Origin of the sequence: Aeromonas sp. 602200 (assembly GCF_049173895.1) — a bacterium.
In the GTDB taxonomy this organism is placed as follows: Bacteria; Pseudomonadota; Gammaproteobacteria; order Enterobacterales; family Aeromonadaceae; genus Aeromonas; species Aeromonas veronii_A.
On sequence record NZ_JAAKSL010000010.1, the window covers coordinates 1 to 26633 of the forward strand.

At 61.0% G+C, this 26633-nt stretch carries 26 protein-coding genes; 13 read left to right on the forward strand and 13 right to left on the reverse strand.

Features of this window, described 5'->3' with window-relative positions; translation table 11 throughout:
- Positions 1-204: 204 nt before the first annotated feature.
- The 3 genes from glgA to rsmC all read right to left on the reverse strand — a co-directional run bounded on the left by glgA (position 205) and on the right by rsmC (position 4052).
- Positions 205-1665 carry a glycogen synthase GlgA gene (gene glgA, locus G5221_RS12780; RefSeq protein WP_005343039.1) on the reverse strand — a complete coding sequence of 487 codons (1461 nt, stop codon included), beginning with the start codon at positions 1663-1665 and terminating at the stop codon, positions 205-207.
- Positions 1655-2872: a glucose-1-phosphate adenylyltransferase gene (glgC, locus tag G5221_RS12785; protein ID WP_005340236.1), complete on the reverse strand. Its 1218-nt coding sequence runs from the start codon at positions 2870-2872 to the stop codon at positions 1655-1657. The genes glgA and glgC overlap by 11 nt, the downstream gene beginning before the upstream one ends.
- A 151-nt stretch (positions 2873-3023) precedes the next feature.
- Positions 3024-4052 (reverse strand): 16S rRNA (guanine(1207)-N(2))-methyltransferase RsmC, encoded by a 1029-nt coding sequence (rsmC, locus tag G5221_RS12790; RefSeq protein WP_421263348.1) that lies wholly within the window; start codon positions 4050-4052, stop codon positions 3024-3026.
- A gap of 280 nt (positions 4053-4332) precedes the next feature.
- On the opposite strand from rsmC, the gene dapA reads away from it, so the two are divergent.
- Positions 4333-5205 (forward strand): 4-hydroxy-tetrahydrodipicolinate synthase, encoded by an 873-nt coding sequence (dapA, locus tag G5221_RS12795; protein WP_421263349.1) that lies wholly within the window; start codon positions 4333-4335, stop codon positions 5203-5205.
- A gap of 91 nt (positions 5206-5296) precedes the next feature.
- Here dapA and G5221_RS12800 read toward each other — a convergent pair whose 3' ends face one another.
- A complete protein-coding gene (locus tag G5221_RS12800) occupies positions 5297-6265 on the reverse strand; it encodes an inorganic triphosphatase (protein ID WP_421263350.1) in 969 nt (322 codons plus the stop codon).
- A gap of 169 nt (positions 6266-6434) precedes the next feature.
- On the opposite strand from G5221_RS12800, the gene G5221_RS12805 reads away from it, so the two are divergent.
- Both G5221_RS12805 and G5221_RS12810 read left to right on the forward strand, forming a co-directional pair.
- A complete protein-coding gene (locus G5221_RS12805; RefSeq protein WP_005340244.1) occupies positions 6435-7115 on the forward strand; it encodes a TIGR00153 family protein in 681 nt (226 codons plus the stop codon).
- Positions 7116-7140: 25 nt separating this feature from the next.
- Complete coding sequence (locus tag G5221_RS12810) at positions 7141-8406, forward strand: inorganic phosphate transporter (RefSeq protein ID WP_005343043.1); 1266 nt, start codon at positions 7141-7143, stop codon at positions 8404-8406.
- A 93-nt stretch (positions 8407-8499) separates the two neighbouring features.
- Here G5221_RS12810 and G5221_RS12815 read toward each other — a convergent pair whose 3' ends face one another.
- Together G5221_RS12815 and metB are read right to left on the reverse strand one after the other, a co-directional pair.
- Positions 8500-10956, reverse strand: coding sequence for a bifunctional aspartate kinase/homoserine dehydrogenase II (locus G5221_RS12815; RefSeq protein WP_421263351.1), 2457 nt, complete (start codon positions 10954-10956; stop codon positions 8500-8502).
- Positions 10956-12128: a cystathionine gamma-synthase gene (gene metB / locus G5221_RS12820; RefSeq protein ID WP_279623948.1), complete on the reverse strand. Its 1173-nt coding sequence runs from the start codon at positions 12126-12128 to the stop codon at positions 10956-10958. Before metB ends, G5221_RS12815 begins: the two co-directional genes overlap by 1 nt.
- Before the next feature lie 220 nt (positions 12129-12348).
- Between metB and metJ the strand changes: the two genes are divergently transcribed.
- The 3 genes from metJ to G5221_RS12835 all read left to right on the forward strand — a co-directional run bounded on the left by metJ (position 12349) and on the right by G5221_RS12835 (position 13859).
- Complete coding sequence (metJ, locus tag G5221_RS12825; RefSeq protein ID WP_005343046.1) at positions 12349-12672, forward strand: met regulon transcriptional regulator MetJ; 324 nt, start codon at positions 12349-12351, stop codon at positions 12670-12672.
- Between the two features lie 41 nt (positions 12673-12713).
- Positions 12714-13436: a helix-turn-helix domain-containing protein gene (locus G5221_RS12830; protein WP_421263352.1), complete on the forward strand. Its 723-nt coding sequence runs from the start codon at positions 12714-12716 to the stop codon at positions 13434-13436.
- 84 nt (positions 13437-13520) lie between these two features.
- On the forward strand, positions 13521-13859 hold the full coding sequence (locus tag G5221_RS12835) for a tRNA-binding protein (protein ID WP_040067328.1): 339 nt from the start codon (positions 13521-13523) through the stop codon (positions 13857-13859).
- Between the two features lie 72 nt (positions 13860-13931).
- Here G5221_RS12835 and G5221_RS12840 read toward each other — a convergent pair whose 3' ends face one another.
- The 3 genes from G5221_RS12840 to nudE all read right to left on the reverse strand — a co-directional run bounded on the left by G5221_RS12840 (position 13932) and on the right by nudE (position 17099).
- The gene (locus G5221_RS12840) at positions 13932-15203 is read right to left on the reverse strand and encodes an aromatic amino acid transport family protein (protein WP_421263353.1); all 1272 of its coding nucleotides are present in this window, start codon (positions 15201-15203) and stop codon (positions 13932-13934) included.
- Positions 15204-15640: 437 nt separating this feature from the next.
- The gene (gene cysQ / locus G5221_RS12845) at positions 15641-16453 is read right to left on the reverse strand and encodes a 3'(2'),5'-bisphosphate nucleotidase CysQ (RefSeq protein WP_005357849.1); all 813 of its coding nucleotides are present in this window, start codon (positions 16451-16453) and stop codon (positions 15641-15643) included.
- A 37-nt stretch (positions 16454-16490) separates the two neighbouring features.
- Entirely contained in the window at positions 16491-17099 is a 609-nt protein-coding gene (gene nudE, locus G5221_RS12850) for an ADP compounds hydrolase NudE (protein WP_421263354.1), read from the reverse strand.
- Between the two features lie 143 nt (positions 17100-17242).
- On the opposite strand from nudE, the gene yrfG reads away from it, so the two are divergent.
- On the forward strand, positions 17243-17923 hold the full coding sequence (yrfG, locus tag G5221_RS12855; protein WP_203977625.1) for a GMP/IMP nucleotidase: 681 nt from the start codon (positions 17243-17245) through the stop codon (positions 17921-17923).
- 85 nt (positions 17924-18008) lie between these two features.
- Here the strand turns inward: yrfG and G5221_RS12860 are convergent, their stop codons facing one another.
- The 4 genes from G5221_RS12860 to G5221_RS12875 all read right to left on the reverse strand — a co-directional run bounded on the left by G5221_RS12860 (position 18009) and on the right by G5221_RS12875 (position 20610).
- Complete coding sequence (locus G5221_RS12860) at positions 18009-18221, reverse strand: hypothetical protein (RefSeq protein WP_040067337.1); 213 nt, start codon at positions 18219-18221, stop codon at positions 18009-18011.
- A gap of 114 nt (positions 18222-18335) precedes the next feature.
- Entirely contained in the window at positions 18336-18674 is a 339-nt protein-coding gene (locus tag G5221_RS12865; protein WP_421263355.1) for a DUF1294 domain-containing protein, read from the reverse strand.
- Positions 18671-19261: a sugar O-acetyltransferase gene (locus G5221_RS12870; RefSeq protein WP_421263356.1), complete on the reverse strand. Its 591-nt coding sequence runs from the start codon at positions 19259-19261 to the stop codon at positions 18671-18673. The genes G5221_RS12865 and G5221_RS12870 overlap by 4 nt, the downstream gene beginning before the upstream one ends.
- A gap of 86 nt (positions 19262-19347) precedes the next feature.
- Entirely contained in the window at positions 19348-20610 is a 1263-nt protein-coding gene (locus G5221_RS12875; protein WP_421263357.1) for an MgtC/SapB family protein, read from the reverse strand.
- A 217-nt stretch (positions 20611-20827) separates the two neighbouring features.
- Between G5221_RS12875 and G5221_RS12880 the strand changes: the two genes are divergently transcribed.
- The 6 genes from G5221_RS12880 (at position 20828) to cbl (ending at position 26620) form a co-directional block, all read left to right on the forward strand.
- Positions 20828-21829, forward strand: coding sequence for a sulfate ABC transporter substrate-binding protein (locus G5221_RS12880; RefSeq protein ID WP_421263358.1), 1002 nt, complete (start codon positions 20828-20830; stop codon positions 21827-21829).
- A gap of 56 nt (positions 21830-21885) precedes the next feature.
- A complete protein-coding gene (locus G5221_RS12885; RefSeq protein ID WP_058058574.1) occupies positions 21886-22461 on the forward strand; it encodes an RBBP9/YdeN family alpha/beta hydrolase in 576 nt (191 codons plus the stop codon).
- A 271-nt stretch (positions 22462-22732) separates the two neighbouring features.
- Positions 22733-23572: a sulfate ABC transporter permease subunit CysT gene (gene cysT, locus G5221_RS12890; protein ID WP_421249667.1), complete on the forward strand. Its 840-nt coding sequence runs from the start codon at positions 22733-22735 to the stop codon at positions 23570-23572.
- Entirely contained in the window at positions 23569-24459 is an 891-nt protein-coding gene (cysW, locus tag G5221_RS12895) for a sulfate ABC transporter permease subunit CysW (protein WP_005343065.1), read from the forward strand. The genes cysT and cysW overlap by 4 nt, the downstream gene beginning before the upstream one ends.
- Before the next feature lie 22 nt (positions 24460-24481).
- Positions 24482-25549 carry a sulfate/molybdate ABC transporter ATP-binding protein gene (locus tag G5221_RS12900; RefSeq protein WP_184236101.1) on the forward strand — a complete coding sequence of 356 codons (1068 nt, stop codon included), beginning with the start codon at positions 24482-24484 and terminating at the stop codon, positions 25547-25549.
- Between the two features lie 123 nt (positions 25550-25672).
- Positions 25673-26620 (forward strand): HTH-type transcriptional regulator Cbl, encoded by a 948-nt coding sequence (gene cbl / locus G5221_RS12905; protein ID WP_040067353.1) that lies wholly within the window; start codon positions 25673-25675, stop codon positions 26618-26620.
- Positions 26621-26633 lie beyond the last annotated feature (13 nt).

The window sequence follows — 26633 nt, forward strand, 5'->3', positions numbered from 1 at the left end:
AGAGGGACTCGAACCCTCACATCCGTGGGACACTAACACCTGAAGCTAGCGCGTCTACCAATTCCGCCACCTTCGCATCACTGCGGAGGGGGATTCTATAGAGTTTTGGGGGAGCGTCAACAGCCAAAGGGGACTTTTTTCGCTGTTGACGCCCAAAGTGGCGCCAAGGGTACAAAACTTCAGCAATCAGCTGACGTTTGGCGTTCAGTAACGGCCCAATGCGCTCTGATACATCCGTTCATACTGGGTGACCGAGTCAGGCCAGTTGAAGCGGGTGCTCATGGCATTGCGCTGCACTTTGGCAAAACGCTCCTTGTCCTGCAGGAAATAGAGCAGGCTGCGACGCATGGTATCGAGCAGGATGGCGGCAGTCGGATCGTTAAAACAGAAGCCGGTGGCATGCTCGGGATCGGCATCCCAATCCACCACGGTATCTTTCAGACCACCCACGGCGCGCACCAGTGGCAGGGTGCCATAGGCGAGACTGTACATCTGGTTGAGGCCGCAAGGCTCGAACAGCGAGGGCATCAGGAAGAAGTCGGCACCGGCTTCGACCAGATGAGCCAGTCGATCGTCATAGGTGTTGATGAAGGCAAGCTTGCCCGGATAATCCCGGGCCATGGTTTGCAGTTGCGTGGCGAGCGCAGGATCGCCAGAGCCGACGATCACCACTTGTACCTGATGGTGGAGGAATTTCTCCAGCGCAGGGAGCAGCAGGGGAACGCCCTTCTGCTCGGTCAGGCGGCAAACCATGCCGTAGATGGGCAAGTCCGCCACGGCCAGCCCCGCCTCCTGTTGCAGGCTCTCTTTGCAGATCTGTTTGCCAGCCATGTTGTCGATGCTGTAGGTCGCAGGCAGGAATTCGTCGAACTCCGGATCCCAGTCCTTGTAATCGCAGCCGTTGAGGATGCCGCAGAGATCCGCCGCCCGTTGCTGGAAGATATGCGCCATGCCGTGGGCGCCGAGGTGAGTCAGCAGCTCCTGGGCATAGTTGGGGCTGACCGCATTGATCTTGTCGGCGTATAGCACCCCGCATTTGAGCAGATTGACGTGGCCGTAGTCGTAGTTGATGCGGCGTTCGTAGTCGGCGATCTCGGGCATGGCCCAGAACTGCTCGCGGCCAAACACTCCCTGAAACGCCGCATTGTGAATGCTGATCACGCTGCGGGTCTGCTGGAAGAAGGGGTTGTGAGCGTGGCGGGTTTTCAGCAGCAGTGGCAGCAGGCCGGTGTGCCAGTCATTGCAGTGGGCGATATCCGGGGCAAAGCCAAGCTGCTCGCAGGCATGGAGGGCCGCGGCCGAGAAGAAGGCAAAGCGCTCGCCATTATCCGGATAGGCCTGATTGTTCTCGGCGTAGAGCTGGGGACGATCGAAATATTGCGGGCAGTCGAGCAGATAGACGCAGACGCCATCCAGCTCCATCTGGTAGATGCGATAACCGATATCCGGCAGCCCGGGGTGGGTTGGCAACCAGCGTGACGCCACCAGTCTGGCCTCATCCCGTCGCTTTATCGTCTTGTAGAAGGGGAGCATGATCCTGACATCATGTCCCTTCTGGGCCAGATACATCGGCAGGGCTCTGGCGACATCGGCCAAGCCCCCGGTCTTGACCAGCCCCTCAACTTCCGAGGCAACAAACAGGATTTTCAGTGGGTTAATAGCCAACTCTTGCTCCCTTAGGTACCACCACGATACCGCCTTCGGATACGGTAAATCGCTCTCTATCGTGGTCCAGATTTTCACCGATAACGGTGCCGGGCGCAATTTCAACATTTTTATCTATAATCGCGCGCCTGATGGAGCACCCTTCACCAATCTTCACATCCCCCAGCAGCACGGATTCACTGATATGACTGCACGCGCCAATATTGCAGCGAAAACCAAGGATGGATCGCTGAATCTGGCTGCCCTGAATGAAGCAACCGGCGGAGATGAGCGAGTTGGCGATCTTCACCTTGCACTCGTCGCTGTCGATGAAGGTAGCAGGCGGCAGCGCCGGATAGTGGGTGTGCAAGGGCCACTTTCGGTTATAGAGGGAGAAGGGGGGATTGTCGGCCACCAGGTCCATGTGCGCTTGCCAATAAGAGTCGAGGGTGCCCACATCCCGCCAGTAGACGTGCGGTTTCTCGCCGGGGATGACGTTGGTGCTGTAGTCATAGACATAGACGGGGGCACGCGGGTAGAGGCTCGGGATCACATCCTTGCCAAAGTCGTGGCTGGAGTTCTCCTCGGCGGCATCCCGCTTCAACTCGCGGCAGAGGGCATCGGTCTCGAAGATGTAGTTTCCCATGGAGACCAGCGCCTGGGTCGGATCGCCGGGAATGTGCTTGGGCTGCTTTGGTTTTTCCTGAAAGCCGATCATCCGCCCTTCGGTATCCACCTCGATCACCCCGAAGGCGCTCGCTTCTTCGATGGGCATGCGAAGTGCCGCGACCGTCATGGCGGCGTTCTTCTGCTTGTGGAAGGTGACCATCTGGCTCACATCCATCTTGTAGATGTGGTCGGAGCCGAAGATGCAGACATGATCCGGTTCGGCCCGCTCGATAAAGCCGAGGTTCTGGTAGATAGCATCGGCGGTGCCGTCATACCAGCGTTTGCCCATTCGCATCTGGGCCGGGATGGGATCGATAAAGCGGTCGGTGATGCCGACTATATTCCACCCCTTCTTCATGTGCAGGTAGAGGGACTGTGATTTGAATTGGGTCAGTACATAGATGCGCAGAAAGTCGGCGTTGACGAAGTTGTTGAGGACAAAGTCGATCAGCCGGTAGCTGCCACCAAAGGGGACGGAAGGCTTGCTGCGGGTAGTGGTCAGAGGCTGCAGGCGAGTACCTTCGCCACCAGCCAGGATCATGGTCAATATGCCTGCCATCGTATTTCTCTCCCTGAATTAACAACATGAAAAGGTTTTCAATGTTCGGTATAAAAACACCCCTAAAGGGGTGGTTTTAATCGTGCGCTTAATACCTTATCAGATGCCGGATGGCGCTCTCTAGCTGTTTTATTGTGCTGCTTACACTTATTTACATTTTGCTCAGATAGACCTTGAATTTGGCATCACTGCTGATCACTTCAGTCCGTTTGAAGTGTGTCTCCAGTATAGGCTGGTAGCGCAAGAAGGCGTTGGCAACAATGGTCAGCGAACCATTTGGCAGCAAAAATTCCGGCGCCTTGGCCAGGAACTGCTCGGTTGCCGCATAGAAGGTTTTGAGACCCGCATGGAATGGCGGGTTGGAGACGATGTGCTGGAAACGGGTGGAGACATCCGAATAGACATCGGAAGCGGTGACCTTGCCCTGCAGACCGTTGATCGCCAGGGTGCGGCGGCTCGATTCGAGCGCCAGCGCGCTGATATCCACCATGTTGACCCGCAGATCCGGATTGCGCTTGGCCAGCACAGACCCAATCACTCCGGCGCCACAACCGAAATCGAGCAGCTCGCCCTTCAGCGGCGGCACGGCGGCCAGCAGCATCTGGGTGCCGAGGTCCAGCTCGGCGGCGCTGAAGACGCCGGGCAGCGCCAGCACGGTCAGCTCGGTATCACCCGCCTTGCACTGATAGCGGCCAAACCAGCTATCCAGATCGAACGGGGCGACCGGTTTGCAGAGCTCACCATGATAGAGGGAGCAGCGGCGGGCCGAATCGCGCTTGATCGGCTTTTCGCCATAGGGGGCCAGCAGCTTGTCGGCGCCATTGATGCCGCCGCGGTTTTCACCGGCCAGGAACAGGTCAGCACCCGCTTCGAGCAAGGGGGTCATCATGGCCAGCAGATATTGTGCCTCGGCCTTGGCCTTGGGCATCAGCAGCAACAGGGCATCGAAGCGGGGCGTTCCGCCTAGCTGGTGGTCGAACAGAATGGCCTCGCCGAGGGCCGCCTGCTGGCTGCGGTAGTAGCAGTAATCGGTGGTAAAGACGGTCAGGGTCTGGGCCAGGCTCGCCAGCTGGCGGGGGTAGTCATCCTCCAGCGCGCCGCAGACAAGTAGCCGCTTGCCGACAAAGAGGGCTTGGTTTCGTTCCAGCATCTGGCTGACGGCACTGATTGGGCTGCTCATCGGGTCTCTCCACGCAATTTTGGGCGGCCATTATACATAGCCCCTTTCGCCTTGACATTTATGCCGTGTTCCCGAAATATGCCCAGACACCATTTTTTGACCAGAGATGACGAAATGCGGTTCAACGGGTTGAAACGAAAGCACAAAAAAAGCCTGAAATTCGGGCCTGCCGACGTTCGCGCGTAACCTCTCATCCCTGAGAAGCTTCAAACCCCGGTTGCGCACATCGTACCGGGGTTTTTTATTGCCATATGCGCGTCATTTAGGAGAAGGAGATCCCATGTTTCAAGGTTCAATCGTTGCGTTGATCACCCCGTTTCGACAGGGAAAGCTGGATGAAGAGGCGCTGCTGCGTCTGGTGGAGTGGCATATCGAGCAGGGTACTCACGGCATTGTGCCGGTGGGTACCACGGGGGAAAGTCCGACCCTTACCCACGACGAGCATTGCAGAGTGGTGGAGCTGGTGGTCAAACAGGTCGCTGGCCGTATTCCGGTGATTGCCGGAGCGGGCTCCAACAATCCGGTCGAAGCCATCGAGTACACCCTCCATGCCGAGCGGGTGGGGGCCGATGCCACCCTGCATGTAGCCGGTTACTACAACCGTCCCAATCAGGAGGGGCTCTACCACCACTTCAAGGCGGTACACGATGCCACCGCCAAGCCGATCATCGTCTACAACATCCCGCCGCGCGCCATCGTTGACGTGCAACCCGCGACCCTGGCCCGTCTGGCCGAGCTGCCGCGCATTGCCGGGGTGAAAGATGCCACCGGCGATCTGGCGCGCCCCTGGACCGAGCGCCAGCTGATCAAAAAGCCCTTCGCCTGGCTATCCGGTGAAGATGCCACGGCTGTGGCCTACAACATCGGCGGCGGCCAAGGCTGTATCTCGGTGACCGCCAACGTGGCCCCCAAGCTGGTAGCCGAGGTGCAGAACCTCACGCTGGCGGGCAAGTGGCAAGAAGCGCGTGAGCTGCAAGGCAAGCTCATTCCGCTCCATCAGGCGATGTTTGCCGAGCCGAGCCCGGCTGGTGCCAAATTTGCCGCTTCCCTGCTCGGTTTCTGCAGCGAGGAGTGTCGCCTGCCGGTGATGCCGCTGTCGGAAGCGACCCGCGAGCGCATTCGCAGCGCCATGCAGCAGCTCAACCTGCTGTAATGCAAAACGGGTGAGCCAAGGCTCACCCGTTTTGTTTTTGGCTTTTGTTTCTGGCCTTTATTTCCGACCTTTAGTACCGGTATGGCCACGCTCAGGCTGCGTGATGCAGCCATGTGGCGATGGCCAGCTGCAACTCGACATACGCCGGATAGAGGAAGAGATCGGCCAGTTCGGCAGGCCACTCGTTTTGCTCGTCCGATTGGGCTTGCAGATGGGCGTGCAGGCTGGTCAGAGCTGGCAGCCAAGGTGCGGGTTGTGGCAGCGCGGCCGCACTGCGGGCGACCAGATCGATCCCCTGGCACAGGGCCGCGAGTGCCTGCTGTTGAATGCCTTTATCCTGAGGATGCTCCAGCCAGAGCTGCTCGTGGTGCTGCCAGTGACCCAGCCCCTCGCTTACCCCCGTTATGCCATCCATACCTTCATGCTCGACCAGCGCCTGCAGGGACAGCGGTTTGCCAAGACCAGCCAGTCGATAGCCGCGCTGAGCCTTGGATTGGGCGCCAAGGCGTAGCCCGCCGATCCTGGCGAGGCGTTGGGCCAGCGCAAACAGCGCCGCGGTAGCGCCTGATTTGAGCTCCAGTTCCAGTTCGTTGATGGTGGTGCTGCCTTGGCTGCCGACTATCTCGCCCTGATCCCAGGCCAGCTCAATCTCGGCCCCCTCGAAGACGATCAGCCAGTGGCGGCGCAGGAAGTCGGTGCGAAACTGGGCGACCAGCTGCTGCTGAATGTGGTCACGCTCGGTCAGGGTCGGCCAAATTTCATCGGGAAAGGCCGAGAGGGTCGGCAGATCGCCGCTCACGGGGGTGTTGTACTCGGGTCTGGCGTGCAGGCCGCCCACCACCTGGCCACGGCATTTGATGGTCTGTTCGGCGAAGGCGTTGCAGCGGCGGATCCGCAGTCCCATCTCCAGCTGGCGCAGAGCTAGGGTCGGCGTATCGAAATAGACGTTGCCGAGCTGCTGTTGTGACGATTCTTTAATCTCAAGAGAATTCAGCAGGTTGGATAACTTGGCTTGAATGTCGCGGGCGACAAAAAACTTTATCTCGATCTCAGTTTGCATAGTCATTCCGGGCTGGCAGGCAACTTTGGGGGGCAGGATTCGGGTCGCGGGGATATAATGCCCGCGAGACGACTAGATTAATTCGCGGTTTAATTGAGGGCGCAGTTCGGTTACCATGCGCGCCTCATAAAATCGTATCGAGTGTTTTTTCACCGACACAGGTTTGGCCATGCCAGTAAATACTATTTTGGGGCTTTTTGCCAAGTCCCCCATCAAGCCGCTGCAGAAGCATATCGTCAAGGTTCACCAGTGCTCACAGCAGTTGGTTCCTTTCTTTGACGCCGTTGCCGAAGACCGTTGGGAAGATGCCGAGAAGATCCGGCAGCAGATCGCCCAACTGGAAAAAGAGGCAGATACCCTCAAGCGTGAAATCCGTCTGAAACTGCCTCGCGGCCTGTTCCTGCCGGTTGCACGTACCGACCTGCTGGAGCTGTTGACCCAGCAAGACAAGATTGCCAACCGTGCCAAGGATATCTCCGGCCGCATGCTTGGCCGTCGCATGGAGTTCCCCGCTGAAATGCGGACGGATTTCATGGCTTACCTCAAACGTTGTATTGATGCGACCGCTCAGGCCGAGAAAGCGATCGGGGAGCTCGACGAGCTGCTCGAGACCGGCTTCAAAGGACGGGAAGTGGAAATGGTTGCCGAGATGATCCACCAGCTGGATCTGATCGAGGACGATACAGACACCATGCAGATCGGACTGCGCCAACAGCTGCAAGCGGTTGAGCACAATTACAATCCGATCGATGTGATGTTCCTTTACAAGATCCTCGAATGGGTAGGTGACCTGGCAGATCAGGCTGAGCGCGTAGGCGCCCGTCTGGAACTGATGCTGGCTCGTTCGTAATCGACTGACTGGGTAAACACTACTAATGGACATTATCGCGAATTACGGCACCACTCTGGTGCTCGTGGCGGCCTTGTTCGGCTTTTTGATGGCTTGGGGTATTGGCGCGAATGACGTGGCCAACGCCATGGGGACATCGGTCGGCACCAAATCCCTGACCATCCGTCAGGCGATCATCATTGCCATGATCTTCGAATTTGCCGGTGCCTATCTGGCCGGTGGCGAAGTGACGGCCACCATCCGTAACGGCATCATCGACAGCAATGCGTTTGTCGATAGCCCGGACCTGCTGGTGCTCGGCATGATCGCCTCCCTGCTGGCGGCAGGTGCCTGGTTGATCCTCGCCTCCTACTTCGGCTGGCCTGTTTCCACCACTCACTCCATCATCGGTGCCATCGTCGGTTTCGCTGTGGTGAGCATTGGCCCGGAAGCGGTGCAGTGGAGCAAGTTTGGCGGCATCGTCGGCTCCTGGGTCATCACCCCGGCCATCTCAGGTGTCATCGCCTACTTCATGTTCATCAGCGTGCAGAAGCTTATCTTCAACACCGATGATCCCCTGAACAACGCCAAGCGCTATGTGCCGTTCTACATGTTCCTGACTGCGCTGGTTATCTGTCTGGTGACCATCAAGAAGGGGCTGACCCACGTTGGTCTGCACCTGAGCGATGGCGAGGGCATTCTGCTTTCCATCGCCATCTCCATCGCAGTGGCGTTTGCCGGCTGGATCTACATTCGCGGCCAGAAGTACAACCCGCAGGATGACAGCAAGATGCACTTCGCCAACGTGGAGAAGGTGTTTGGCATCCTGATGGTGATCACCGCCTGTGCCATGGCCTTTGCCCACGGCTCCAACGACGTGGCCAACGCCATCGGCCCGCTCTCTGCGGTGGCCTCTATCGTGGCTTCTGGTGGCGAGATTTCCAGTCAGGCAGCCATTGCCTGGTGGATCCTGCCCCTTGGCGGTATCGGTATCGTGATCGGTCTGGCGACCATGGGCGAGAAGGTGATGGCGACGGTCGGTACCGGCATCACTCACCTGACCCCGAGCCGTGGTTTTGCTGCCCAGCTGGCGACTGCCGCGACCGTAGTGATTGCCTCCGGCACCGGTCTGCCCATCTCCACCACCCAGACCCTGGTCGGTGCTGTGATGGGTGTCGGTCTGGCGCGCGGTATTGCGGCGCTGAATCTGGGGGTACTGCGCAACATCGTGGTCTCCTGGATCATCACCCTGCCTGCCGGTGCCATTCTGGCTATCGCCATCTTCTACGTGCTGCAGGCCTGCTTCTCCTAATCGAAGCGACATTCAGCAAAAAGCCCGAGTCATCGACTCGGGCTTTTTTATTGTGCGCGGGAGCTGAGGCGCTGCTCCCTTTGCATATCAGCCTTAGAGGCTGGCGCAGATCTGCCACAGATCGTACTGGATGGCTGCGGCTGTCACTTCCCGACCCGCCCCCGGCCCCTGGATCACCAGCGGGTTGGTGCGGTAGCTGTCGCTCTCGATGGCGAAGATGTTGTCGCACGGCAAGAGGTTGGCAAACGGGTGATGGGGCTCCAGCGCCTCCAGTCCGACCCGCGCCTTGCCGTCATGCTCAAAGCGGGCGACGTAGCGCAGTACCTTGCCGAGGCGCTTGGCCCCTTCGAAGGCGGTCTGGATCGGGCCATCCAGCTCTTTCAGTCTGTCCATGAACTGATCGGCGGTCACCTTGCGAAGCGTAACGGGCACCAGATTCTCCAGCTCGATATCGGCGGAGTCGAGCTCGAAGCCCGCTTCCCGTGCCAGAATAAGCAGCTTGCGCCGCACATCCTGACCTGAGAGATCTTCGCGGGGATCCGGTTCGGTCAGACCGTGCTGCCACGCCTCGTCCACCAGCTCGGAGAAGGGGCGGCTGCCGTCATACTGCTGGAACAGCCAGGAGAGGGTGCCGGAGAAGATGCCGGAGACCCCCTGAATACGGTCGCCGCTCTGGCGCAGCATCTGGATGCTGGACTGGATTGGCAGCCCAGCGCCCACGGTGGCGTTGTAGCGCCACTGCACCTGATGGTCGCGGCAGGTCTGCTTGATGCGCTGGTAGAACTCGCTGTCGGCGGCGCCGGCAAACTTGTTGGCGGCGATGATGTGAATGCCGAGCTGGGCGAAGTCGGGGTAGTAGCGGCTCACCGTTTCGCTGGCGGTCAAATCGATGGCGATCAGGGTGTCGAAGCTGTGTTGCTCCAGCTGGGCCAGCAGTTCGGGCCAGATCAGCGCTTTGGGGGCGAAGTTGTCCTGCACCTTGAGCGGATCCAGTCCCTCTTCATCGAGCAGGCCCCCTTCCGAGCTGAACACCCCGTAGAGGGTGAGCGCCAGATTGAGTTCATGTTCGAGGCGCGCCTTTTCGCGGGCATAGAGGCTCAGCCAGTGGCCGCCGATATTGCCCTTGCCGAACACCACCAGTCCGACCCGATTGGGGCGGCTGAACAGGGCGCTGTGCATGGCGATGAGCAGGGGTTCCAGCACTACCTGACGCAGCACTGCCACCAGACTCAGGCCATCTTTGGCCACCTGGACGAACTCCAGCGGCTGATCCGCCAGCAGCTGGTAGAAGCGGTGGCACTGCTCGGCATTGTCGGTGACGCCGGCCCCCACCAGCGCTACCAGACTGTACCCCTCCTTCTGGATGAGGCCGGTGAAGCTCCCTTGCAGCTGAAAGTCGCGCAGTAGCTCGAAAGCCCCCTGCGCTACCTCAAGGGTATAGGCGAGGCGCAGCACCCTGCGATCCGGCTGGCGCTGAAGAGTGAGCGGATTGAGACGGTGACGGGCCAGATGGGCCTCGATGGTGGCCACCGTCTGCTCATAGTTGGTCTGTGGCAGCACCTTCAGCTCGATGAGGGCGATCTGATCCACCGAGGAGACGATGCGGGCACCGCCGGAGCGGGGGGCGCGGCGCAGGATGTGGGTGCAGCCCTCGTCAGGGTTGTAGCTGCAGCGCAGGGTGAGGCGCTGACGACTGTCAGCCACCGGTTGCAGAGTACGGGAGTGCAAGACCGAGGAGCCGAGGCGGGCCAGCTCGTTGGCTTCGGCGAGGCTCAGGCGCTCCAGCAGACGCGCCTCCTTCACCCGGCGCGGGTCGGCGCTGTAGACCCCGGCCACGTCGCTCCAGATGGTGGTGGATTCGCCGTCCGCCAGCAGCGCCAACAGGCTGGCGCTGTAGTCGGAACCGTTGCGACCGAGCAGCAGTGAGCGCCCTTCCATGTCGGCAGCGATAAAGCCGGTTACCACGATACGACCGGCATGCTCCGCCAGTCGCGCTTTGAGCAGTTCGCTGGAGAGCGCAGTATCCACCTTGACCAGAGCGCCATCCTCGGCGCGCAGGAAGCTGCGGGCATCGAGCCAGATAGCCTTGTCGCCGCGGCTGGTGAGCAGGGCAGCCAGCAGGCGTGCCGACCACACCTCGCCAAAGGCGAGCAGGCCGTTGCGGGCGAAGCGGTCAAACTGCCCCTCAAGCGTCTTGGCGATGAGCTGCATGTCGTCGGCCAGCTGCTTGCTCAGGTCGAGCTGCAGCTCGCCCTCCAGCAGGCCGTCGATCAGCCCCTGTTGATAGGCGTGGAGGGCGGAGATGGCTTCGCCAGCAGCTTCGTCCCCCGCTTCGGCCAGCTCCACCAGCTGGATCAGCCGGTTGGTGGTCTTGCCGGCGGCGGAGACCACGATCAATTCATCCCCACCCACCTGTTGTTCAACGATGCTGGCGACTCGGCGATAACAGACCGGATCCGCCAGACTGCTGCCACCGAATTTGTGGACGTGACGTCGCTTCAAGCCTGTTTCTGTTGCCACCGCGATCTCTCCTTGTTGCTGCTGTTCCATTACTTCGCTACCTGTTCTGCCTGCTGCGCCTGTGCAAAAGCCTGTGCCAGATCGGCCACCAGATCTTCACCGTGTTCAATACCGACCGACAACCGCAGCAGCTGGGCGCTGATGCCAGCTGCCTGCTGCGCCGCCGGGGTCATGGCCCTGTGAGTCATGCTGGCCGGATGGGCCACCAGACTCTCCACCCCGCCGAGGGACTCGGCTACCGAGAAGAGGGTGAGGGCCGCGAGGAAGGCGCGAATGCCCGCCTCGCTGCAATCGAGTTCAAAACTTAGCATGGCGCCAAAGCCGGACTGTTGACGGCGCGCAATATCGTGGCCCGGATGGCTCGGCAGGCTGGGGTGATAGATGCGTTTCACCAGCGGCTGCTGTTGCAGGAAGGCGAGGATGCGATCGGTGTTCTCCTGATGGGTGCGCAATCTGGGGGCCAGAGTGCGCAGGCCGCGCAGGGTGAGGTAGGAGTCGAACGCCCCGGAGGTGAGCCCCAGACAGTTGGCCCACCACACCAGCGACTCGGCCAGTGCGGCCTCCTTGGCAATCGCCACCCCGCCCACCACGTCTGAGTGACCGTTGATGTACTTGGTGGTGGAGTGCACCACCACATCGGCACCAAGTGCCAGCGGCTGTTGCAGCAGGGGGGAGAGGAAGGTGTTGTCCACCACTACCTGTGCACCCACCTCGTGGGCGGCGCTGGCAATGGCGCTGATATCCACCACCCGCAGCAGCGGGTTGGAGGGGGTCTCGACCCATACCAGCGCAGGCTTCTGGGCCAGAGCGGCGGCCAGTGCGGCCTCATCCCCCTGATCGACAAACTGCACCCGGTAGTGGCCCTTGGTCGCCAGATACTCGAACAGGCGCCAGGTACCGCCGTAGCAGTCGTGAGGGGCAATCAGCAGATCCCCAGCCTTGAGCAGGGCGGTGGTGACCAGATGGATAGCACCCATGCCGGTGCCGGTGACCACAGCGCCAGCGCCCCCTTCCAGTGCCGCCAGCGCGTCCGCCAGATTGGTGCGGGTCGGGTTGCCGGAACGGGCATAATCGTATTGACGGGGCTCGCCAAAGTCGGCAAAGGTGTAGTTGCTGGAGAGGTAGATAGGCGGCACCACGGCACCGTGTTGCTGGTCTGTCTCAATCCCGGTGCGAACCGCCAGGGTGGCCTTGTGGGTCATGTTTCTCTCCTTGATCTCTCTGGACGGTGGCCGCTCTTCCTGCCACGCTGCTTTTGCCACACGCAATCGTGCCAATGCTGGCATCATGATGAACCACACTACGCCAGCTTAAAAAGGCCGTCAACACTTCCAGACGTCTAAATGGCTTTGCTGTTGGATTGCCATTAATTTCCTTAAGGGTTAAAATCCGCGCTCACGGCTAAATGAGAACAGGTGAGTCATGGGAACAGAGTGGAACGGCGACTACGTCAGCCCCTACGCGGAACACGGTAAGAAGAGCGAACAGGTCAAGAAGATTACCGTCTCGATCCCGCTCAAGGTGCTGAAAGTGTTGACCGATGAGCGCACCCGCCGTCAGGTGAACAACCTGCGTCATGCGACCAACAGCGAGCTGCTCTGTGAAGCTTTCCTGCACGCTTTCACCGGCCAGCCGCTCCCTTGCGACGAAGACTTGCGCAAGGATCATCCGGACAGCGTCCCTGCCGAAGCGCGCGCCATCATGGAAGCGCTGGGCAAAGAGATCGAAGATTTCGACAAGGAATAACCCCCAATGACGCGGCCCTAGCCGCGTCATTGCTATCTGCCATGTCCCGTTTCAGCCTGCGCCACTATCACCACCACGTTTGTAGCCATAGTCACGACTTTGCCCAGCTGGTGATCCCCCTCGACGGCCCCCTCGAGATTGAGGTGCAGGGCCATGGGCGTCGGCTTGCCCCCGGTTCTGCCTGCGTCATCGCCCCCGGCGAGCGACACGACTACGCCGCCGATCCTGCGCTCTCGTTTCTGGTGCAGGAGAGCGACTGGTTGCCCGGCGATCTGGCTGCCCGCCCCTTTATCGAGCTGGATGAGCCCCAGCGTCACTACCTCGCTTTTCTGCACCGCATGGTGGCCGAGGGTCGGCAGGTGGCGGGCATGGAGCAGGTGTGGCTCTCCCTGCTGGCGGAAGGGCTGGGGATGCAGAGCGCTGCCACACCGCGCCTTGCCGCCCGCATCCTCAAGGTGCAGCGCCATATCGAGGCCAACCTCGCCGCCCCGCTGACCAATCAGCAACTCGCCGCCATCGCCTGTCTTGGCCAGAGCCAGTTCAAGCTCGCCTTTCGCCAGCAGTTGGGGGTGAGCGTCTCCCACTACATTCGCAGTCGACGCATGGCGCTGGCGCGCACCCTGCTTGCCGGTACGCAACTGCCCGTTGGCGAGATTGCCAGCCGCTGCGGTTACCAGAATCAGGGGGCCTTCGGCGAGCGCTTCTTGAGTGAGAATGGGCTCACTCCGTCCCTCTGGCGCCAGCAAAACGGCCGCCTGCCGTAACGAAACGGCTGATCGCCGAAGACGGGATGCTCTCTTTGGGCCATGCTGCGGGTCATGCGAGGTGCACGATAAACAGGAGCCGAAATGGAGACGATTAGCTGGCAGGATTTCGAGATGGTGGAGCTGAGGGTGGGCACTCTGGTGCGGGTCGAGCCGTTCCCTGAGGCACGTAAACCGGCCTACAAGGTGTGGGCGGATTTTGGTCCCGAACTGGGGATTCGCAAGAGCAGTGCCCAGATCACCGCCCTCTACCAGCCAGAGCAGCTGGTGGGCCGCCAGATCATCGCCGTAGTCAACTTCCCGACCAAACAGATAGGGCCGTTTCAGTCGGAGTTTCTACTGACCGGTTTCTACCGGCCGGATGGCGCCGTGGTGATGGCCATCCCCGAGCGGGCGGTGGAGAATGGCGCCAAGCTGGGCTGAATTCATACCCGAACAGAGACAAGAGAGGCGACCCCGGGGTCGCCTCTCTTTTTTGTTTTCTGCTGCGAGTCGTTACTTCAACAGGCTGAAGATCAGCGCCGATACTGCCAGCGAGCCGGTCAGCAGGATAAAGCCGTTGGTCCAGCCGTGACGGAAGCGGGCCAGCGCCTCCACCTTGTAGATTGCAATCACCGGCATGATAAACAGGATCATGGCGATGACCGGGCCGGAGAGGGTTTCCATCAGCCCCAGAATGCCCGGGTTGATGACGGCGGCACCCCAGATAGAGAAGAACATCAGGGCAATGCCCAGCTTGTCCGCCTTGGCCAGCGGCAGACCGGTGGGCTTGGCGATCAGGCTTTTCAGGCTTTCGCGGGCACCGAGGAAGTGGCCGAGGAAGGAGGAGCTGATGGCGATAAAGGCGATGAGCGGTCCCAGAGTCACGATCACCGGGTTGTCGGTGATGTTGGCGAGATAGGAGAGCACAGAGACGTTCTGGGCCTTGGCTTCAGCCAGCTGGGCTGGCGAGAGGCTCAGCACGCAGGAGAAGACGAAGAACAGCACGAAGCCCACCAGCATTACTGTGGTGTTGCGCAGGATCAGACCGCTCTTGGCTTCCGCCTGCTCGCCATATTCACGGCGCTGCACGTTGGCAAAACCGGAGATGGCGGCGGCGTGGCTGAAGGCGAACACGGTGACCGGCAGCGCCAGCCAGACGGTGTTGAGGAAGCTGACCCCTTCAAATGCGGTCACTTCCGGCCATTGCCACTGAGGGATCAGGTAGCAGGAGAGCGCCGCCAGAATGGCCGCCAGCGGATAGACCATAAAGGCGAAGGCGCGCAGCATCGCTTTCTCACCCGCCAGCATCACGGCGATCATGGCAAATACCAGCACGCCGGAGAGCATCACCCGATCCGGGGTTGCCATGCCGAGCTGGTTGACCATAAAGCTCTCTACCGTGTTGGTCAGCCCGACCCCGTAGATGAGCAGGATCGGGAAGATGGAGAGGAAGTAGAGCGCCGAGATAAGGCGGCCGGCCATTTTGCCGAAGTGCTCCTCCGCCACTTCAGTGAAGTCGGCGTGGGGGCGTGACGATGAGAGCACGAAGCGCGCCAGCCCGCGGTGGGCCAGGAAGGTCATGGGGCCTGCCAGTATCGCGACGATGACGAGAGGCCAGATCCCGCCCAGACCCAGATTGATGGGCAGGAACAGGATGCCGGCGCCAACGGCGGTGCCAAACAGGCTGATGACCCAGTGGGTGTCGTGACGGCGCCAGCGGGTGGTGCTGGCCGTGGTGGAGCAGGAACCGGATAGCTCCTTGGTAGCCTCTACAGATAAACTCATTAATAATTCACTTTTTGTTAGTGTTTTAATCTGAGTTTATTGTGGTTTATCGGGATTTAATTCTCAAAAAGCGAGGCTGAAACATATCACTGCCATTGCGGGGTTTAGCCAGCGAGATTGGGAATGGAATCTGGGTCACAGAATGCAACAAAACTGATATTTGTGGTTTTTGTGAAATATAAAACCAAAATTTGATCTGCGTTCGTTTTTTTATTTTGACTAATCAGGTGTTTTCAGAATTACGTGAAAAGCTGCACCATTTCTCGCCGACCGACTGTGATGTTTCACTGTCATTTTGCCGCTTTGCCAGCGTATCACGCTGTTCAAGAGCGCCTTGACCAGAGGATCACTCCGGTCATTACCCGGGGTAACTTCTCTGAAAAAGCAGGCGGCCATCGGGCCGCCTGCTTATCTGGTGTGATGATATCGCTATCGGCCTAGTGGGCCAGAATGTTGCCCCAGGCGAGATCCGGATCCCCCATCACGATAAAGTCCGGGTTCTCCAGCGACTCGGTTTCGTTGTAGCTGAGTGGCTGCAACGCCAGGCTGAGGATGCGGCCACCGGCTGCCTCGACGATGCACTGGGCGGCGGCGGTGTCCCACTCGCCGGTGGGGCCGAGCCGCACGTAGCAATCGGCCGCCCCTTCCGCCACCAGACAGGATTTGAGGGAGCTGGAACCAAGCGGGATCAGCTCGTAGTTGATGGCCGGGTTGAGGCGGCGGGTGAGGTTCTCCAGCTTCTGGCGGCGGCTGATGGCAACTACCAGCGAGTCGGGCTGGTCATGCTCGTGGTGCATGGCGCTGATGGGCAGTACCTCGCCATTCACCTCCTTGAAGGCGCCGTAGCCGCGCACCGCCCAGTAGAGCACGTTGGACTCGGGAGCATAGATGACCCCGAGCACCGGCACATTGTCCCGCACCAAGGCGATCAGGGTGGCGAAGTCGCCGCTGCCCGCGATAAATTCGCCGGTGCCGTCGAGGGGATCCACCAGCCAGTACTGCCGCCAGTTGGATCGCTGGCTGAAGGGGATGTCGGCCGCCTCTTCAGTCAGCACGGGAACGTGGGGAGTGAGCGCCGAGAGCGCCTGCTTGAGGTAGGCATCGGCAGCAAGATCGGCACTGGTGACCGGGGTCGCATCCTCCTTCAGCTGACGCTCGAACTGACCGCCGTGATAGATGTCGTGAAGGATCCTTCCGGCTTCGCGGGCAATCTCCTTGACCCCCGGCACCCAGGCCAACAACTCCTGCATCTCGTTATCCTCTGTCTGTTAACTGCCCGTCTGCGGGCTACTCTGTCTGCTCCGCCAGCCACTTCTGGGCCAGGAGCAGGGCACTGATGCTGCGCGACTCGGTGAAGTCGGGTCGCGCCAGCAATTCGTCGATCCGGTTCAGCGGCCAGGGGATCACCTCCAGTGGTTCCGGTTCATCGCCGATCCGCTGCTCGGGGAAGAGGTCCCGCGCCAGCAAAATATCCATCCGGCTTGAGAAGTAACCAGGCGCCAGCGACACCTGTTTGAGCAGGGTCAGGCTGTTGGCGCCAAAGCCCGCCTCCTCCATCAGCTCCCGGTTGCCCGCCTCGAAGGCATCTTCGCCCGGGTCGATCAGCCCCTTGGGAAAGCCCAGCTCGTAGGAGTGGGTGCCGGCGGCATATTCGCGCACCAGCAGCAGGGTGTGGGCATCGAACAGCGGCACCACCATGACGGCGCCACGATTGCCGCCGCGCATCCGCTCGTAGACCCGCTCTTCGCCGTTGGAGAATTTGAGGTGTAGCGATTCCACCTTGAACAGTCGGCTCTCGGCCACGATATCGGCCTTGAGGATCTCCGGCTTGCTCTTGGGATGATCCAGTTGGTCGATCGAAATCTGTTCGGGGGGGCTTTTGTGGTGCTCACTCATCAGGGGTGACGGCTCGTTAAAAAATCGTGCTTCAAGAGTAAACGACTCTCACACCGAACACCACGGGCCAGGGATGGCAAAGGGGGAGGAAAAATCCGTTATACTGCCGCCCCGTTTTCCGAGATCCGCGCTCAAGAGGCCCGATGCCACACTCCCGCTCCACCACCTTGCCTTGGCACCAGATTGATACCGTCTTGCTCGATATGGATGGTACCCTGATCGATCTGCATTTTGACAACCACCTCTGGCAGCAGCTGGTGCCGGAGCGTTACGCCGAGCGGCTCGGCCTGCCGCTGGATGAAGCCAAAGCGCAGATCGACGTCCACTATCACGCCGTCAACGGCACCCTGAACTGGTACTGCGTGGATTACTGGAGCGAGACCCTGGGGCTCGACATTCGGGCCCTCAAGCAGGAGCTGCTGGCGAAGATCCAGTGGCGTCCCCACGCCATCCCCTTTCTGGCCGCGCTGCGCGCCGCGGGCAAACAGCTGGTGCTTTTCACCAATGCCCACCCCGCCAGCCTGTCGGTGAAGGATGCGCAGCTGGGGCTGAGCGACCATCTGGATCTGATGGTGAGTACCCACGAACTGGGCTGGTCGAAGGAGAGCCAGCACTGCTGGCAGGCACTGGCCGAGCGGCTGGCGTTCGATCCGGCCCGCACCCTGTTTGTGGATGACAGCGAGCGGATCCTGCGGGCTGCCGCCGACTATGGTATCGGCTATCAGCTGGCGATCCAGAATCCGGATAGCTGCAAGCCGGAGCAGAGCATTACCGCTTTTCCGGCGATCCGCGACTATGCCGAGTTGCTGCCGTTGGCAATCTGAAGCAGTTCAAACAAGAGAGGGCTGCATCATGCAGCCCTCTTTCTTTGATTTGAATTTTGGTTATCTGACGCCTGATGGCGAAAAATCACAGCTCCCGAAACGGGCGCCGCTTCTCCTCTTCGATGACGATCGCCTCCAGATTGGCGATCCGCTCCTGCAATTCTCTGATGATCATATCCTGCTTGCCGAGGCGGTCGGTGATGCGTGCATCCCCCATCTGGTAGCGAGCTCGCTTGCCGAGGTATCCGAACAATAGGCTGATAAATACGATCAGGACTATGCCTGTCCACATGGTCATGTCACGACTCCTTGTCGTCTATAAACGGCGAAAACGCTGATGGGATCTGTTCTGTTTTCTCACAGCCGCCAATTGGCCGCAATGGGTCCCGTTTCGCCTTTGTGATGCAGTTGGCTATTGCTGCCAGAGTGGCCGCCCGACCCAGAGCGCCCACAGTGTGAGGTGCAGCTGCACGATAAACCAGAAGACCAGCCGGTAGCTGCGCTTCTGGGTCTTGTGACGCAGCCACTGGCGGGCCACCAGTGCCCCCGGCCAGCCGCCGCACAGCTCCAGCAGGTGCAGGCGAGATTCGGGAATGCGCCACTCGCCCCGCACCGCCTGCCGCTTGTCCCAGGCGTAGGCGGCTACCGTCAGCAGGCTCATGAAGAGCAACACGGCCAGCGGCCACCACTGCTGCTCGCCGAGGCCGAGCCAGAGGGCGGCGCCCAGTGGCAGCAGCGCCAGCGCCATCACTGGGCCAGCTCCCAGCAGCGCTCCTCGTCCTGCTTGAGGGTGCGGATCACCCTGGCCGGATTTCCCACCGCCACCGAGTCGGCCGGGATGTCGCGGGTGACCACTGCGCCTGCGCCAATGATGGAGCGCGGCCCTATGGTGACGCCGGGGCAGATGATGGCGCCGCCGCCAATCCAGCAGTCATCGCCGATCCGTACCGGCTTGTTGTAGGCAGTCCAGTTGCGTCGTTCCAGATAGTTCATGGTGTGGGTGGCGGTGTAGATCTGCACGTTGGGGGCCAGCAGCACATGGCTGCCGATATGCACTTCGCCTACGTCGAGAATGGTGATATTGAAGTTGAAGAAGGTCTTCTCGCCGATATGAATGTTGCGGCCGAATTCGCAGGTGAAGGGCGTGCTGATCCAGCAGGAATCGGGGCAGTGGCCGAACAGCTCGCGGCAGATCTGCTGGCGCAGAGGGGCATCGCCCGCCGATGAACCATTGAGCTGGGCCAGCAGCGCCTGACCGCGGATCCGGTCGTTGGCTATCTCCTCGCTCTGGCTATCCAGTGCCCCGCCAGCCAGTACCTTGTCCCAGTCGCTCGCCATTGCTACCTCCTCATGCTGCAAGAGGGGGCAGTATACGTGACAAGCGCGAGAGGCGTCAGTCTGTCACTTCTGGCAGGTGATCCCCGTCATCCTGCCGGCCAGACGAGGGGCAGGATCAGCAGAGCCGAGACGAAGTAGGGGAGTAGCACCCGCAGCCCCAGACTACGACCACCGATGCCGAGGGCCAGCAACCCCTTCACCAGCGAGTTGACCAGTCCGGCCAGCAGGATGCCGCGGGCCGCCACCTCCAGCGCCAACTCCTTGTGGGAGAGCTGGGAGAGCGACAAGGTGATGGCGTCCACATCGGTGATCCCCGAGACCAGCGACAGCAGATAGACCCCCGAGTTGCCCACCTTGCTCTGCAACAGGGTGGCCATAAAGCCGATCAACGCCAGCAGCAGGCCGAACTTGATGGCGGTGGCCAGATCGAGCGGGTTGCTGGTTTCCGGCTGTACCGGGCCGTCAGTCAGCTCTTCGCGCTGACGCCAGAACCAGAAGGCAAAGCCGTACACCGTGGTCGCCAGCAACACGAGCGGGGCGGCGAGGCGCATCGCCAGCTCGCTGTGAATGAGCAGCACCAGCACCAGCAGCCGCAGCCACATGGTGGCCCCCGCCAGCAGGATACCGGTGGCCAGCAGCCGCTCCAGCCCGCCCTGCTCCTTGTTTAGGCGGGCGAACTGCAGGGTGAGGGCGGTGGAGGAGGCCAATCCCGCCAGTATGCTGGTGAGCACCAGTCCGGCGCGGGTGCCGAGCAGCCGCACCGCGAAGTGGCCACAAAACGAGATGCCGGCGATCACCACCACCATCAGCCATATCTTGAAGGGGTTGAAGGCATCGAGGGGCCCCATCTCCTCGTTGGGCAGCACCGGCAGCAGCACCAGCGAGATAAGCAGAAAGCGCAGGGTGGCGTGGAATTCGGTTTCGCTCAGAAACAGCATCCCCTGCTGGATCTGCCCCTTCAAGCCCATCAACAGGGCGGCCAGCACGGCGCAGGCCACCGCTTCGCTCGGGCTCAGCAGCACCGACATCAGCCCCAGCAAATAGGTGAGCAGCATAGCTACCGAGCTGGTGAGGCCAAACTCCCCTTGCCAGCGCTGGGCCAGCCAGACCGAGAGGCCGCAGCCGATCACCACCGCCAGCAGGCCGAGCAGCGGCAGCCAGGGGCCTAGGGTGGGCAGCAGCAAACCGCACACCCCGCCGAGCAGGCCGATGAGACCATAGGTCCGCATCCCGGCGATGCGCTGGTTGTCCCCCAGCTGGCGCACCTGCCAGCCCCGCTCAAGTCCAATGATAAGGCCGATGGCCAGCGAGACCAGGGCACCGTTGACGGGTTCTGCATTGATCCACATAACGACTTCCTTTTCGTCATCTGCCTGCCTTGTTCCCATGATGGCACAGGACGTAAGGAGGCAGAGGGGCATGGCTCACAGAGTCTGCGTCCGACTCCCGGTGCGGGTGGCTGAGCTGATATGAGCAAAAGAGATAAGCAAAGAGTTATTTCTTTCTTCTGGGCATAACAACTCCACGGCATGCTGTTCTCAACCCAACAAGATATGGAGTATCACCATGAAACTGCGAATGACCGCCCTGACCCTGCTCTCTCTGCTGGCATTTGGCCAGGCCAATGCCGCCGAGATCCGCCTGCTCAATGTCTCTTACGATCCGACCCGCGAGCTGTTTCAGGAGTACAACGCCGCCTTTGCCAAGGAGTGGAAGGCCAAAACCGGCGACGACGTGGTGGTGAGCCAGTCTCACGGTGGCTCCGGCAAGCAGGCCCGCGCTGTGGTGGATGGACTGGAGGCCGACGTGGTATCGCTGGCGCTGGCCTACGATGTCAACGCTATCGCCAAGGAGGGGCTGACCGCTGCCGACTGGCAGAGTCGTCTCGGCAACAACGCCTCTCCCTATACCTCCACCATTGTCTTCCTGGTGCGCAAGGGCAATCCCAAGCAGATCAAGGATTGGGATGATCTGGTGCGCAAGGATGTCGCCATCGTGACTCCCAACCCCAAGACCTCCGGCGGGGCACGCTGGAACTATCTGGCCGCCTGGGGCTATGCCCTGAAGAAGAGCGGCAGTGAAGAGGGGGCCAAGCAGTTTGTTGGCGATCTATTCAAGAACGTGAAGGTGCTGGACTCAGGCGCCCGCGGTGCCACCACCAGCTTTACCGAGCGCGGTCTCGGTGACGTGCTGCTGGCGTGGGAGAACGAAGCACTGCTGGTGCTTGGTCAGGCGGGGGCCAGCGACAAGTTCGAGCTGGTGGTGCCTTCGGTCTCCATTCTGGCGGAGCCGCCGGTCGCGGTAGTGGACAAGGTGGCCAAGAAGCACGGTACCGAAGCGGTGGCCAAGGCCTATCTCGATTATCTCTACTCTGACGAGGGGCAAAATATCGTCGCCAAACATCACTATCGCCCCAGCAACCCGGCGATCCTGAAGGAGACAGCAGCCCAGTTCCCGCAGCTTGCCTTCTTTACCGTCAAGGATCTGGAAGGGGATTGGGAGAAAGCCCAGAAGAAACACTTCGCCCAGGGCGGTCTGTTTGACCAGATCTATCAGCCGGGTCGTTGATAGCTTCGTTATCCATCACTGAACTGGCCCCTGTGCCAGCCGATAGGAGCACCAAGATGAACAAGATCCTCCTGGTTCCCGGTCTGCACAACAGTGGGCCGGATCACTGGCAGAGCCGCTGGCACGATCATTTTCCCCAATGGCAGCGGATGACCGGGCTACCGTGGGACAAGCCGGACCTCAGGGTCTGGAGTGCCAAGCTGGCGAGCAAGCTGAAACGTCGCCGCAGCCGGGTCCATCTGGTGGCTCACTCCTTCGGCGCCCTGACCGCCATCGCGGCGGCCCGCTTGCAGCCGGAGAAGGTGGCCTCGATCTTTCTGGTGGCGCCCGCCGATCCCGCCCGTTTTGGTATTGCGGATGAGGCCTTGGCCGGGCCGCTGCAGGTGTCGGCCCAGCTGGTGGCCAGCCGCAATGATCCCTGGATGAGCTTTGAGCGGGCCGAATACTGGAGCCGTCAGTGGCAGGTGCCGCTGTTCGATGCCGGTGAGGCTGGCCATATCAATGCCCAGTCAGGTCATGGGGACTGGCATCAGGGGCTGCATTTGCTGGGGGCACTCTACCGCCGTGGTGAGCTGGTAGTGGCACCGGTCAAGACCGCATCGCCCCGGCCGGTCGTACTGGGCTTTCGCTAGGTATCTGTGAAGTGGTTGGAGGGTTGGCGAGCGCGCTGTTCGCTGGCTACTCCATGCCCCCGTTCTTTGAATGCTCCGCTCCGTATTGCTCCATTTCTTAGGTCTTTTATTTATATAAAAGACCTTTTTTTATTTGGAGTGCGCCAAGAGCCTTGTGACTCTGCGGTTAGACAAAAAAGTGATTAGCAAAGTCGCAATTGATGTTTGTTGCCGATGAGGGGAGTGCGCAGAATCACCATATCGAAAATTCTTCATAACAGATGGATGTGTTATGCGATTTGGTTCTTATTCTGTCCTGCCCGGTTTTGGCCTCACCTTGGGGTTCAGCCTGCTCTATCTGGGCCTGCTGGTGCTGTTGCCGCTCTCGGCCCTGGTGCTGTTTGTGATCAACAACCTGACCGCCGCCGAGTTCTGGCAGGTGATCGGTTCACCCCGGGTGCTCGCCTCCTTTCGCCTGAGCTTCGGTGCGGCCTTTGTCGCGGCGCTGCTCAACAGCCTGTTTGGCCTGATCCTGGCCTGGATCCTGGTGCGCTATACCTTCCCCGGTCGTCGTCTGGTGGATGCGCTGATCGACCTGCCATTCGCCATGCCGACCGCCGTTTCCGGCATCGCCCTGTGCGCCATCTTCGCTCCCAACGGCTGGATCGGCCAGTTGCTGGCGCCGCTCGGCATCCAGCTCGCCTACAACCCTATCGGGGTGGTCATCGCACTCACCTTTATCGGATTGCCGTTTGTGGTGCGCACCCTGCAGCCGGTGCTGCGGGAGGCTGAAACCGAACAGGAGGAGGCGGCCGCCAGCCTCGGCGCCGATCGCTGGCAGACCTTTATCCACGTGCTCTGGCCGACCCTGATCCCGGCCCTGCTCACCGGCTTTGCGCTGGCGTTTGCCCGCGGGGTAGGGGAGTACGGTTCGGTCATCTTTATCGCCGGCAACCTGCCTATGGTCTCGGAAATCGCGCCGCTGATGATCATGAGCCACCTGGAAGAGTATGACTACGCAGGTGCCTCCGCCATCGCCGTGGTGATGCTGCTGATTTCGTTCATTTTGTTACTGCTAATCAACAAGTTGCAGGCCTGGAGCTGGTCTCGCATCGGAGGGAGCCGGATATGAGTTCATCTGCTATCGCCATTGAGGCGGCCTCTGTGGAGGCGACCCCCGCTCGCAAGGCACCGGTCGTGATCCGTGAACCCCAGTGGGTCAAGTGGCTGCTCATCACGGTCGGTTTGGGCTGGTTTGCCGCCCTGTTGCTGCTGCCGTTGGCCACCGTCTTTATTCAGGCGCTGACGCCGGGGCTCGCCTTCTTTTGGCACGCCATCAGCGAGCCGGATGCCTTGAGCGCCCTCGGTCTCACCGCGTTGGTGACCCTCTGTGCGGTTCCACTCAATCTGCTGTTCGGGATTGCGGCGGCCTGGGCTATCGCCCGTTTCCGCTTCCCCGGTCGGCAGCTGCTCATCACCATCATCGATCTGCCCTTCTCGGTGTCGCCGGTGATCGCCGGTCTGATGCTGGTGTTGATGTTCGGCAGCCGCGGCTGGTTTGGTGACTGGCTGAGCGAGCACGACATCAAGATCATCTTCGCCACCCCGGGGATCATCCTGGCCACCACCTTCATTACCGTGCCCTTCGTGGTGCGCGAGCTGCTGCCCCAGATGGAGGCGCGTGGCCCGGAAGAGGAGGAGGCGGCTATCATGCTGGGGGCGAGCGGTTTGCAGATGTTCTGGCGCGTCACCCTTCCCGGCATTCGCTGGAGCCTGATGTACGGCCTGCTGCTCTGTACCGCCCGCGCGGTGGGGGAGTTTGGCGCGGTGTCGGTAGTTTCCGGCCATATTCGCGGCCAGACCAATACCCTGCCGCTGCATATCGAGATCCTCTACAACGAGTACCAGACCGGCGCCGCCTTTGCAGTGGCAAGCCTCTTGGCTCTGTTCGGGATCTTCACCCTGCTGGGTGAAACCCTGTTGGCCCGGCTGCGTGCCCAGCCCACCAAATCTCACTGATCACCGTTTTAAAGAGGCAGCCATGAGCATTCAGGTTCAACAACTCAACAAGCATTTCAATCAGTACGCGGCGCTGGCAGACATCAACCTCGACTTTCACGACGGTGAGCTGGTGGCGCTGCTTGGCCCCTCCGGCTGTGGCAAGACCACCCTGCTGCGGATCATCGCCGGGCTGGAGCAGGCCGACTCTGGCCACGTCATCATCCGCGGTGAGGACGCCTCGGATCTCCATGTGCGTGAGCGCAACGTCGGCTTCGTGTTCCAGCACTACGCCCTGTTTCGCCACATGACGGTGTTCGAAAACGTAGCGTTTGGCCTTAGGGTCAAACCGCGCAGCGAGCGCCCGGCCGAGGCGGCCATTCGCGCCCGGGTCAAGGAGCTGCTGGATCTGGTGCAACTCAGCCACGTGGCCGAGCGCTATCCGACCCAGCTCTCCGGCGGTCAGCGTCAGCGGGTTGCGTTGGCCCGCGCGCTGGCGGTGCAGCCCAAGGTGTTGCTCTTGGACGAGCCCTTCGGCGCCCTCGATGCGCAGGTGCGCAAGGAGCTGCGCCGCTGGCTGCGCGAGCTGCACGACGAGCTGCACGTCACCAGCCTGTTCGTCACCCACGATCAGGAGGAGGCGCTGGAGGTAGCGGATCGGGTGGTGCTGATGAATGCCGGCCGGGTCGAGCAGATTGGCACCCCGGCCGAGGTCTATGACCAGCCCGCCAGCTCCTTCGTCCACAGCTTCCTTGGCAGCGTGAACCAGTTCCGCGGTCGGGTGGCGGAGCAGGGATTCGGTGTCGGCGAGCAGCTGCTCGGCGGGCCGTCGGCTTCCCATCTGGCCCACGGCAGTGCCGCCATCGCCTATGTCCGTCCCCATGAACTGGAGATTCTGCCAGCCGATGCGCCGGGCGGGATCCGTGCCACCATCACCCGTCTGCTGCCCATGGGGCCACGCATTCGGGTGGAGCTGCGTGGCGATGGCGAAACCAAAGGGGCCCACTATGAGGCGGAGCTGAGCAAGGAGGCGGCCAAGCAGTTTGCTCCGGGACAGGGGGTGCGGCTGGTTGCCAGACAGGCGCAGTTCTATCCCGATTACCAGATTTGATGTTTTGTTGCGGGTGGCATGGCTGCCCGGGTTCAGGCGCTCTGCCGGGGCATGATCCGGCCAAATAACAAAAATGAGGGGGTGACCAGCTTGTGTCTCCCACTCTTCGCAGGAGGCGACAAGGTGAATTTTCAGCAGTTACGAATTATCCGGGAGGCTGCGCGGCGGGATTACAACCTGACCGAGGTGGCCAACGCCCTTTTTACCTCGCAATCCGGGGTGAGTCGCCATATCCGCGAGCTGGAAGAGGAGCTGGGGATCGAGTTGTTCATCCGCTACGGCAAGCGGCTGCTCGGTATGACCGAGCCGGGCAAGGAGCTGCTGGTGATCGCCGAGCGCATTCTCAATGACGCCAACAACATCCGCAAACTGGCCAGCACCTTTGCCAACCGCGACTCGGGACGTTTACTGGTAGCGACCACCCATACCCAGGCGCGCTATGCCCTGCCGCGGGTGGTGAAGGCGTTTCGCGAGCAGTTCCCGCTGGTGCAGCTGGAGCTGCGTCAGGGTAGCCCGGAGGAGATAGTGCGGCTGGTACAGACCGGCGAGGTGGATATCGGCATCAGCAGCGAGCAGCTCGACAAGAGCGAAGGGGTGGTGGCATTCCCCTACTACCGCTGGCACCACAATATCGTGGTGCCCGAGCAACATCCGCTGGCTGGCGAGCGGGATCTGACGCTGGCGGCGCTGGCCAACTGGCCCATCGTCACCTATCAAGCCGGGTTGACCGGGCGGGTGCGGGTGGATGAAGCCTTTGCTGCAGCTGGCATTGAACCGCAGATCCTGCTGACGGCGCAGGACTCCGATGTCATCAAGACCTATGTCGAGCTGGAGATGGGGGTCGGCATACTGGCCGACATGGCGTTCGACGCCCAGCGTGATCAGGGGCTGGTACAGCTCGACGGCAGCCATCTGTTTGCCCCCCACACAGCCTGGATTGGCCTCAAGCAGGGGCAGTTCCAGCACAACTTTGCCTGGCAGTTTATCCAGCTCTGCAACCCCGAGCTGGCGCTGGCGGATATTCAGGCCCGCGCCATGGGCAGCGAGCCCGCCCTCGACTTCCAGATTTGAATCGGAAGAGAAA

What these genes read in the sequence shown, in the direction of transcription:
- glgC (WP_005340236.1), bottom strand. Translation starts at nt 2,872, where the DNA reads ATGGCAGGCATATTGACCATGATCCTGGCTGGTGGCGAAGGTACTCGC.
- rsmC (WP_421263348.1), bottom strand. Translation starts at nt 4,052, where the DNA reads ATGAGCAGCCCAATCAGTGCCGTCAGCCAGATGCTGGAACGAAACCAA.
- dapA (WP_421263349.1), top strand. Translation starts at nt 4,333, where the DNA reads ATGTTTCAAGGTTCAATCGTTGCGTTGATCACCCCGTTTCGACAGGGA.
- G5221_RS12800 (WP_421263350.1), bottom strand. Translation starts at nt 6,265, where the DNA reads ATGCAAACTGAGATCGAGATAAAGTTTTTTGTCGCCCGCGACATTCAA.
- G5221_RS12805 (WP_005340244.1), top strand. Translation starts at nt 6,435, where the DNA reads ATGCCAGTAAATACTATTTTGGGGCTTTTTGCCAAGTCCCCCATCAAG.
- G5221_RS12810 (WP_005343043.1), top strand. Translation starts at nt 7,141, where the DNA reads ATGGACATTATCGCGAATTACGGCACCACTCTGGTGCTCGTGGCGGCC.
- G5221_RS12815 (WP_421263351.1), bottom strand. Translation starts at nt 10,956, where the DNA reads ATGGAACAGCAGCAACAAGGAGAGATCGCGGTGGCAACAGAAACAGGC.
- metB (WP_279623948.1), bottom strand. Translation starts at nt 12,128, where the DNA reads ATGACCCACAAGGCCACCCTGGCGGTTCGCACCGGGATTGAGACAGAC.
- metJ (WP_005343046.1), top strand. Translation starts at nt 12,349, where the DNA reads ATGGGAACAGAGTGGAACGGCGACTACGTCAGCCCCTACGCGGAACAC.
- G5221_RS12830 (WP_421263352.1), top strand. Translation starts at nt 12,714, where the DNA reads ATGTCCCGTTTCAGCCTGCGCCACTATCACCACCACGTTTGTAGCCAT.
- G5221_RS12835 (WP_040067328.1), top strand. Translation starts at nt 13,521, where the DNA reads ATGGAGACGATTAGCTGGCAGGATTTCGAGATGGTGGAGCTGAGGGTG.
- G5221_RS12840 (WP_421263353.1), bottom strand. Translation starts at nt 15,203, where the DNA reads ATGAGTTTATCTGTAGAGGCTACCAAGGAGCTATCCGGTTCCTGCTCC.
- cysQ (WP_005357849.1), bottom strand. Translation starts at nt 16,453, where the DNA reads ATGCAGGAGTTGTTGGCCTGGGTGCCGGGGGTCAAGGAGATTGCCCGC.
- nudE (WP_421263354.1), bottom strand. Translation starts at nt 17,099, where the DNA reads ATGAGTGAGCACCACAAAAGCCCCCCCGAACAGATTTCGATCGACCAA.
- yrfG (WP_203977625.1), top strand. Translation starts at nt 17,243, where the DNA reads ATGCCACACTCCCGCTCCACCACCTTGCCTTGGCACCAGATTGATACC.
- G5221_RS12860 (WP_040067337.1), bottom strand. Translation starts at nt 18,221, where the DNA reads ATGACCATGTGGACAGGCATAGTCCTGATCGTATTTATCAGCCTATTG.
- G5221_RS12870 (WP_421263356.1), bottom strand. Translation starts at nt 19,261, where the DNA reads ATGGCGAGCGACTGGGACAAGGTACTGGCTGGCGGGGCACTGGATAGC.
- G5221_RS12875 (WP_421263357.1), bottom strand. Translation starts at nt 20,610, where the DNA reads ATGTGGATCAATGCAGAACCCGTCAACGGTGCCCTGGTCTCGCTGGCC.
- G5221_RS12880 (WP_421263358.1), top strand. Translation starts at nt 20,828, where the DNA reads ATGAAACTGCGAATGACCGCCCTGACCCTGCTCTCTCTGCTGGCATTT.
- G5221_RS12885 (WP_058058574.1), top strand. Translation starts at nt 21,886, where the DNA reads ATGAACAAGATCCTCCTGGTTCCCGGTCTGCACAACAGTGGGCCGGAT.
- cysT (WP_421249667.1), top strand. Translation starts at nt 22,733, where the DNA reads ATGCGATTTGGTTCTTATTCTGTCCTGCCCGGTTTTGGCCTCACCTTG.
- cysW (WP_005343065.1), top strand. Translation starts at nt 23,569, where the DNA reads ATGAGTTCATCTGCTATCGCCATTGAGGCGGCCTCTGTGGAGGCGACC.
- G5221_RS12900 (WP_184236101.1), top strand. Translation starts at nt 24,482, where the DNA reads ATGAGCATTCAGGTTCAACAACTCAACAAGCATTTCAATCAGTACGCG.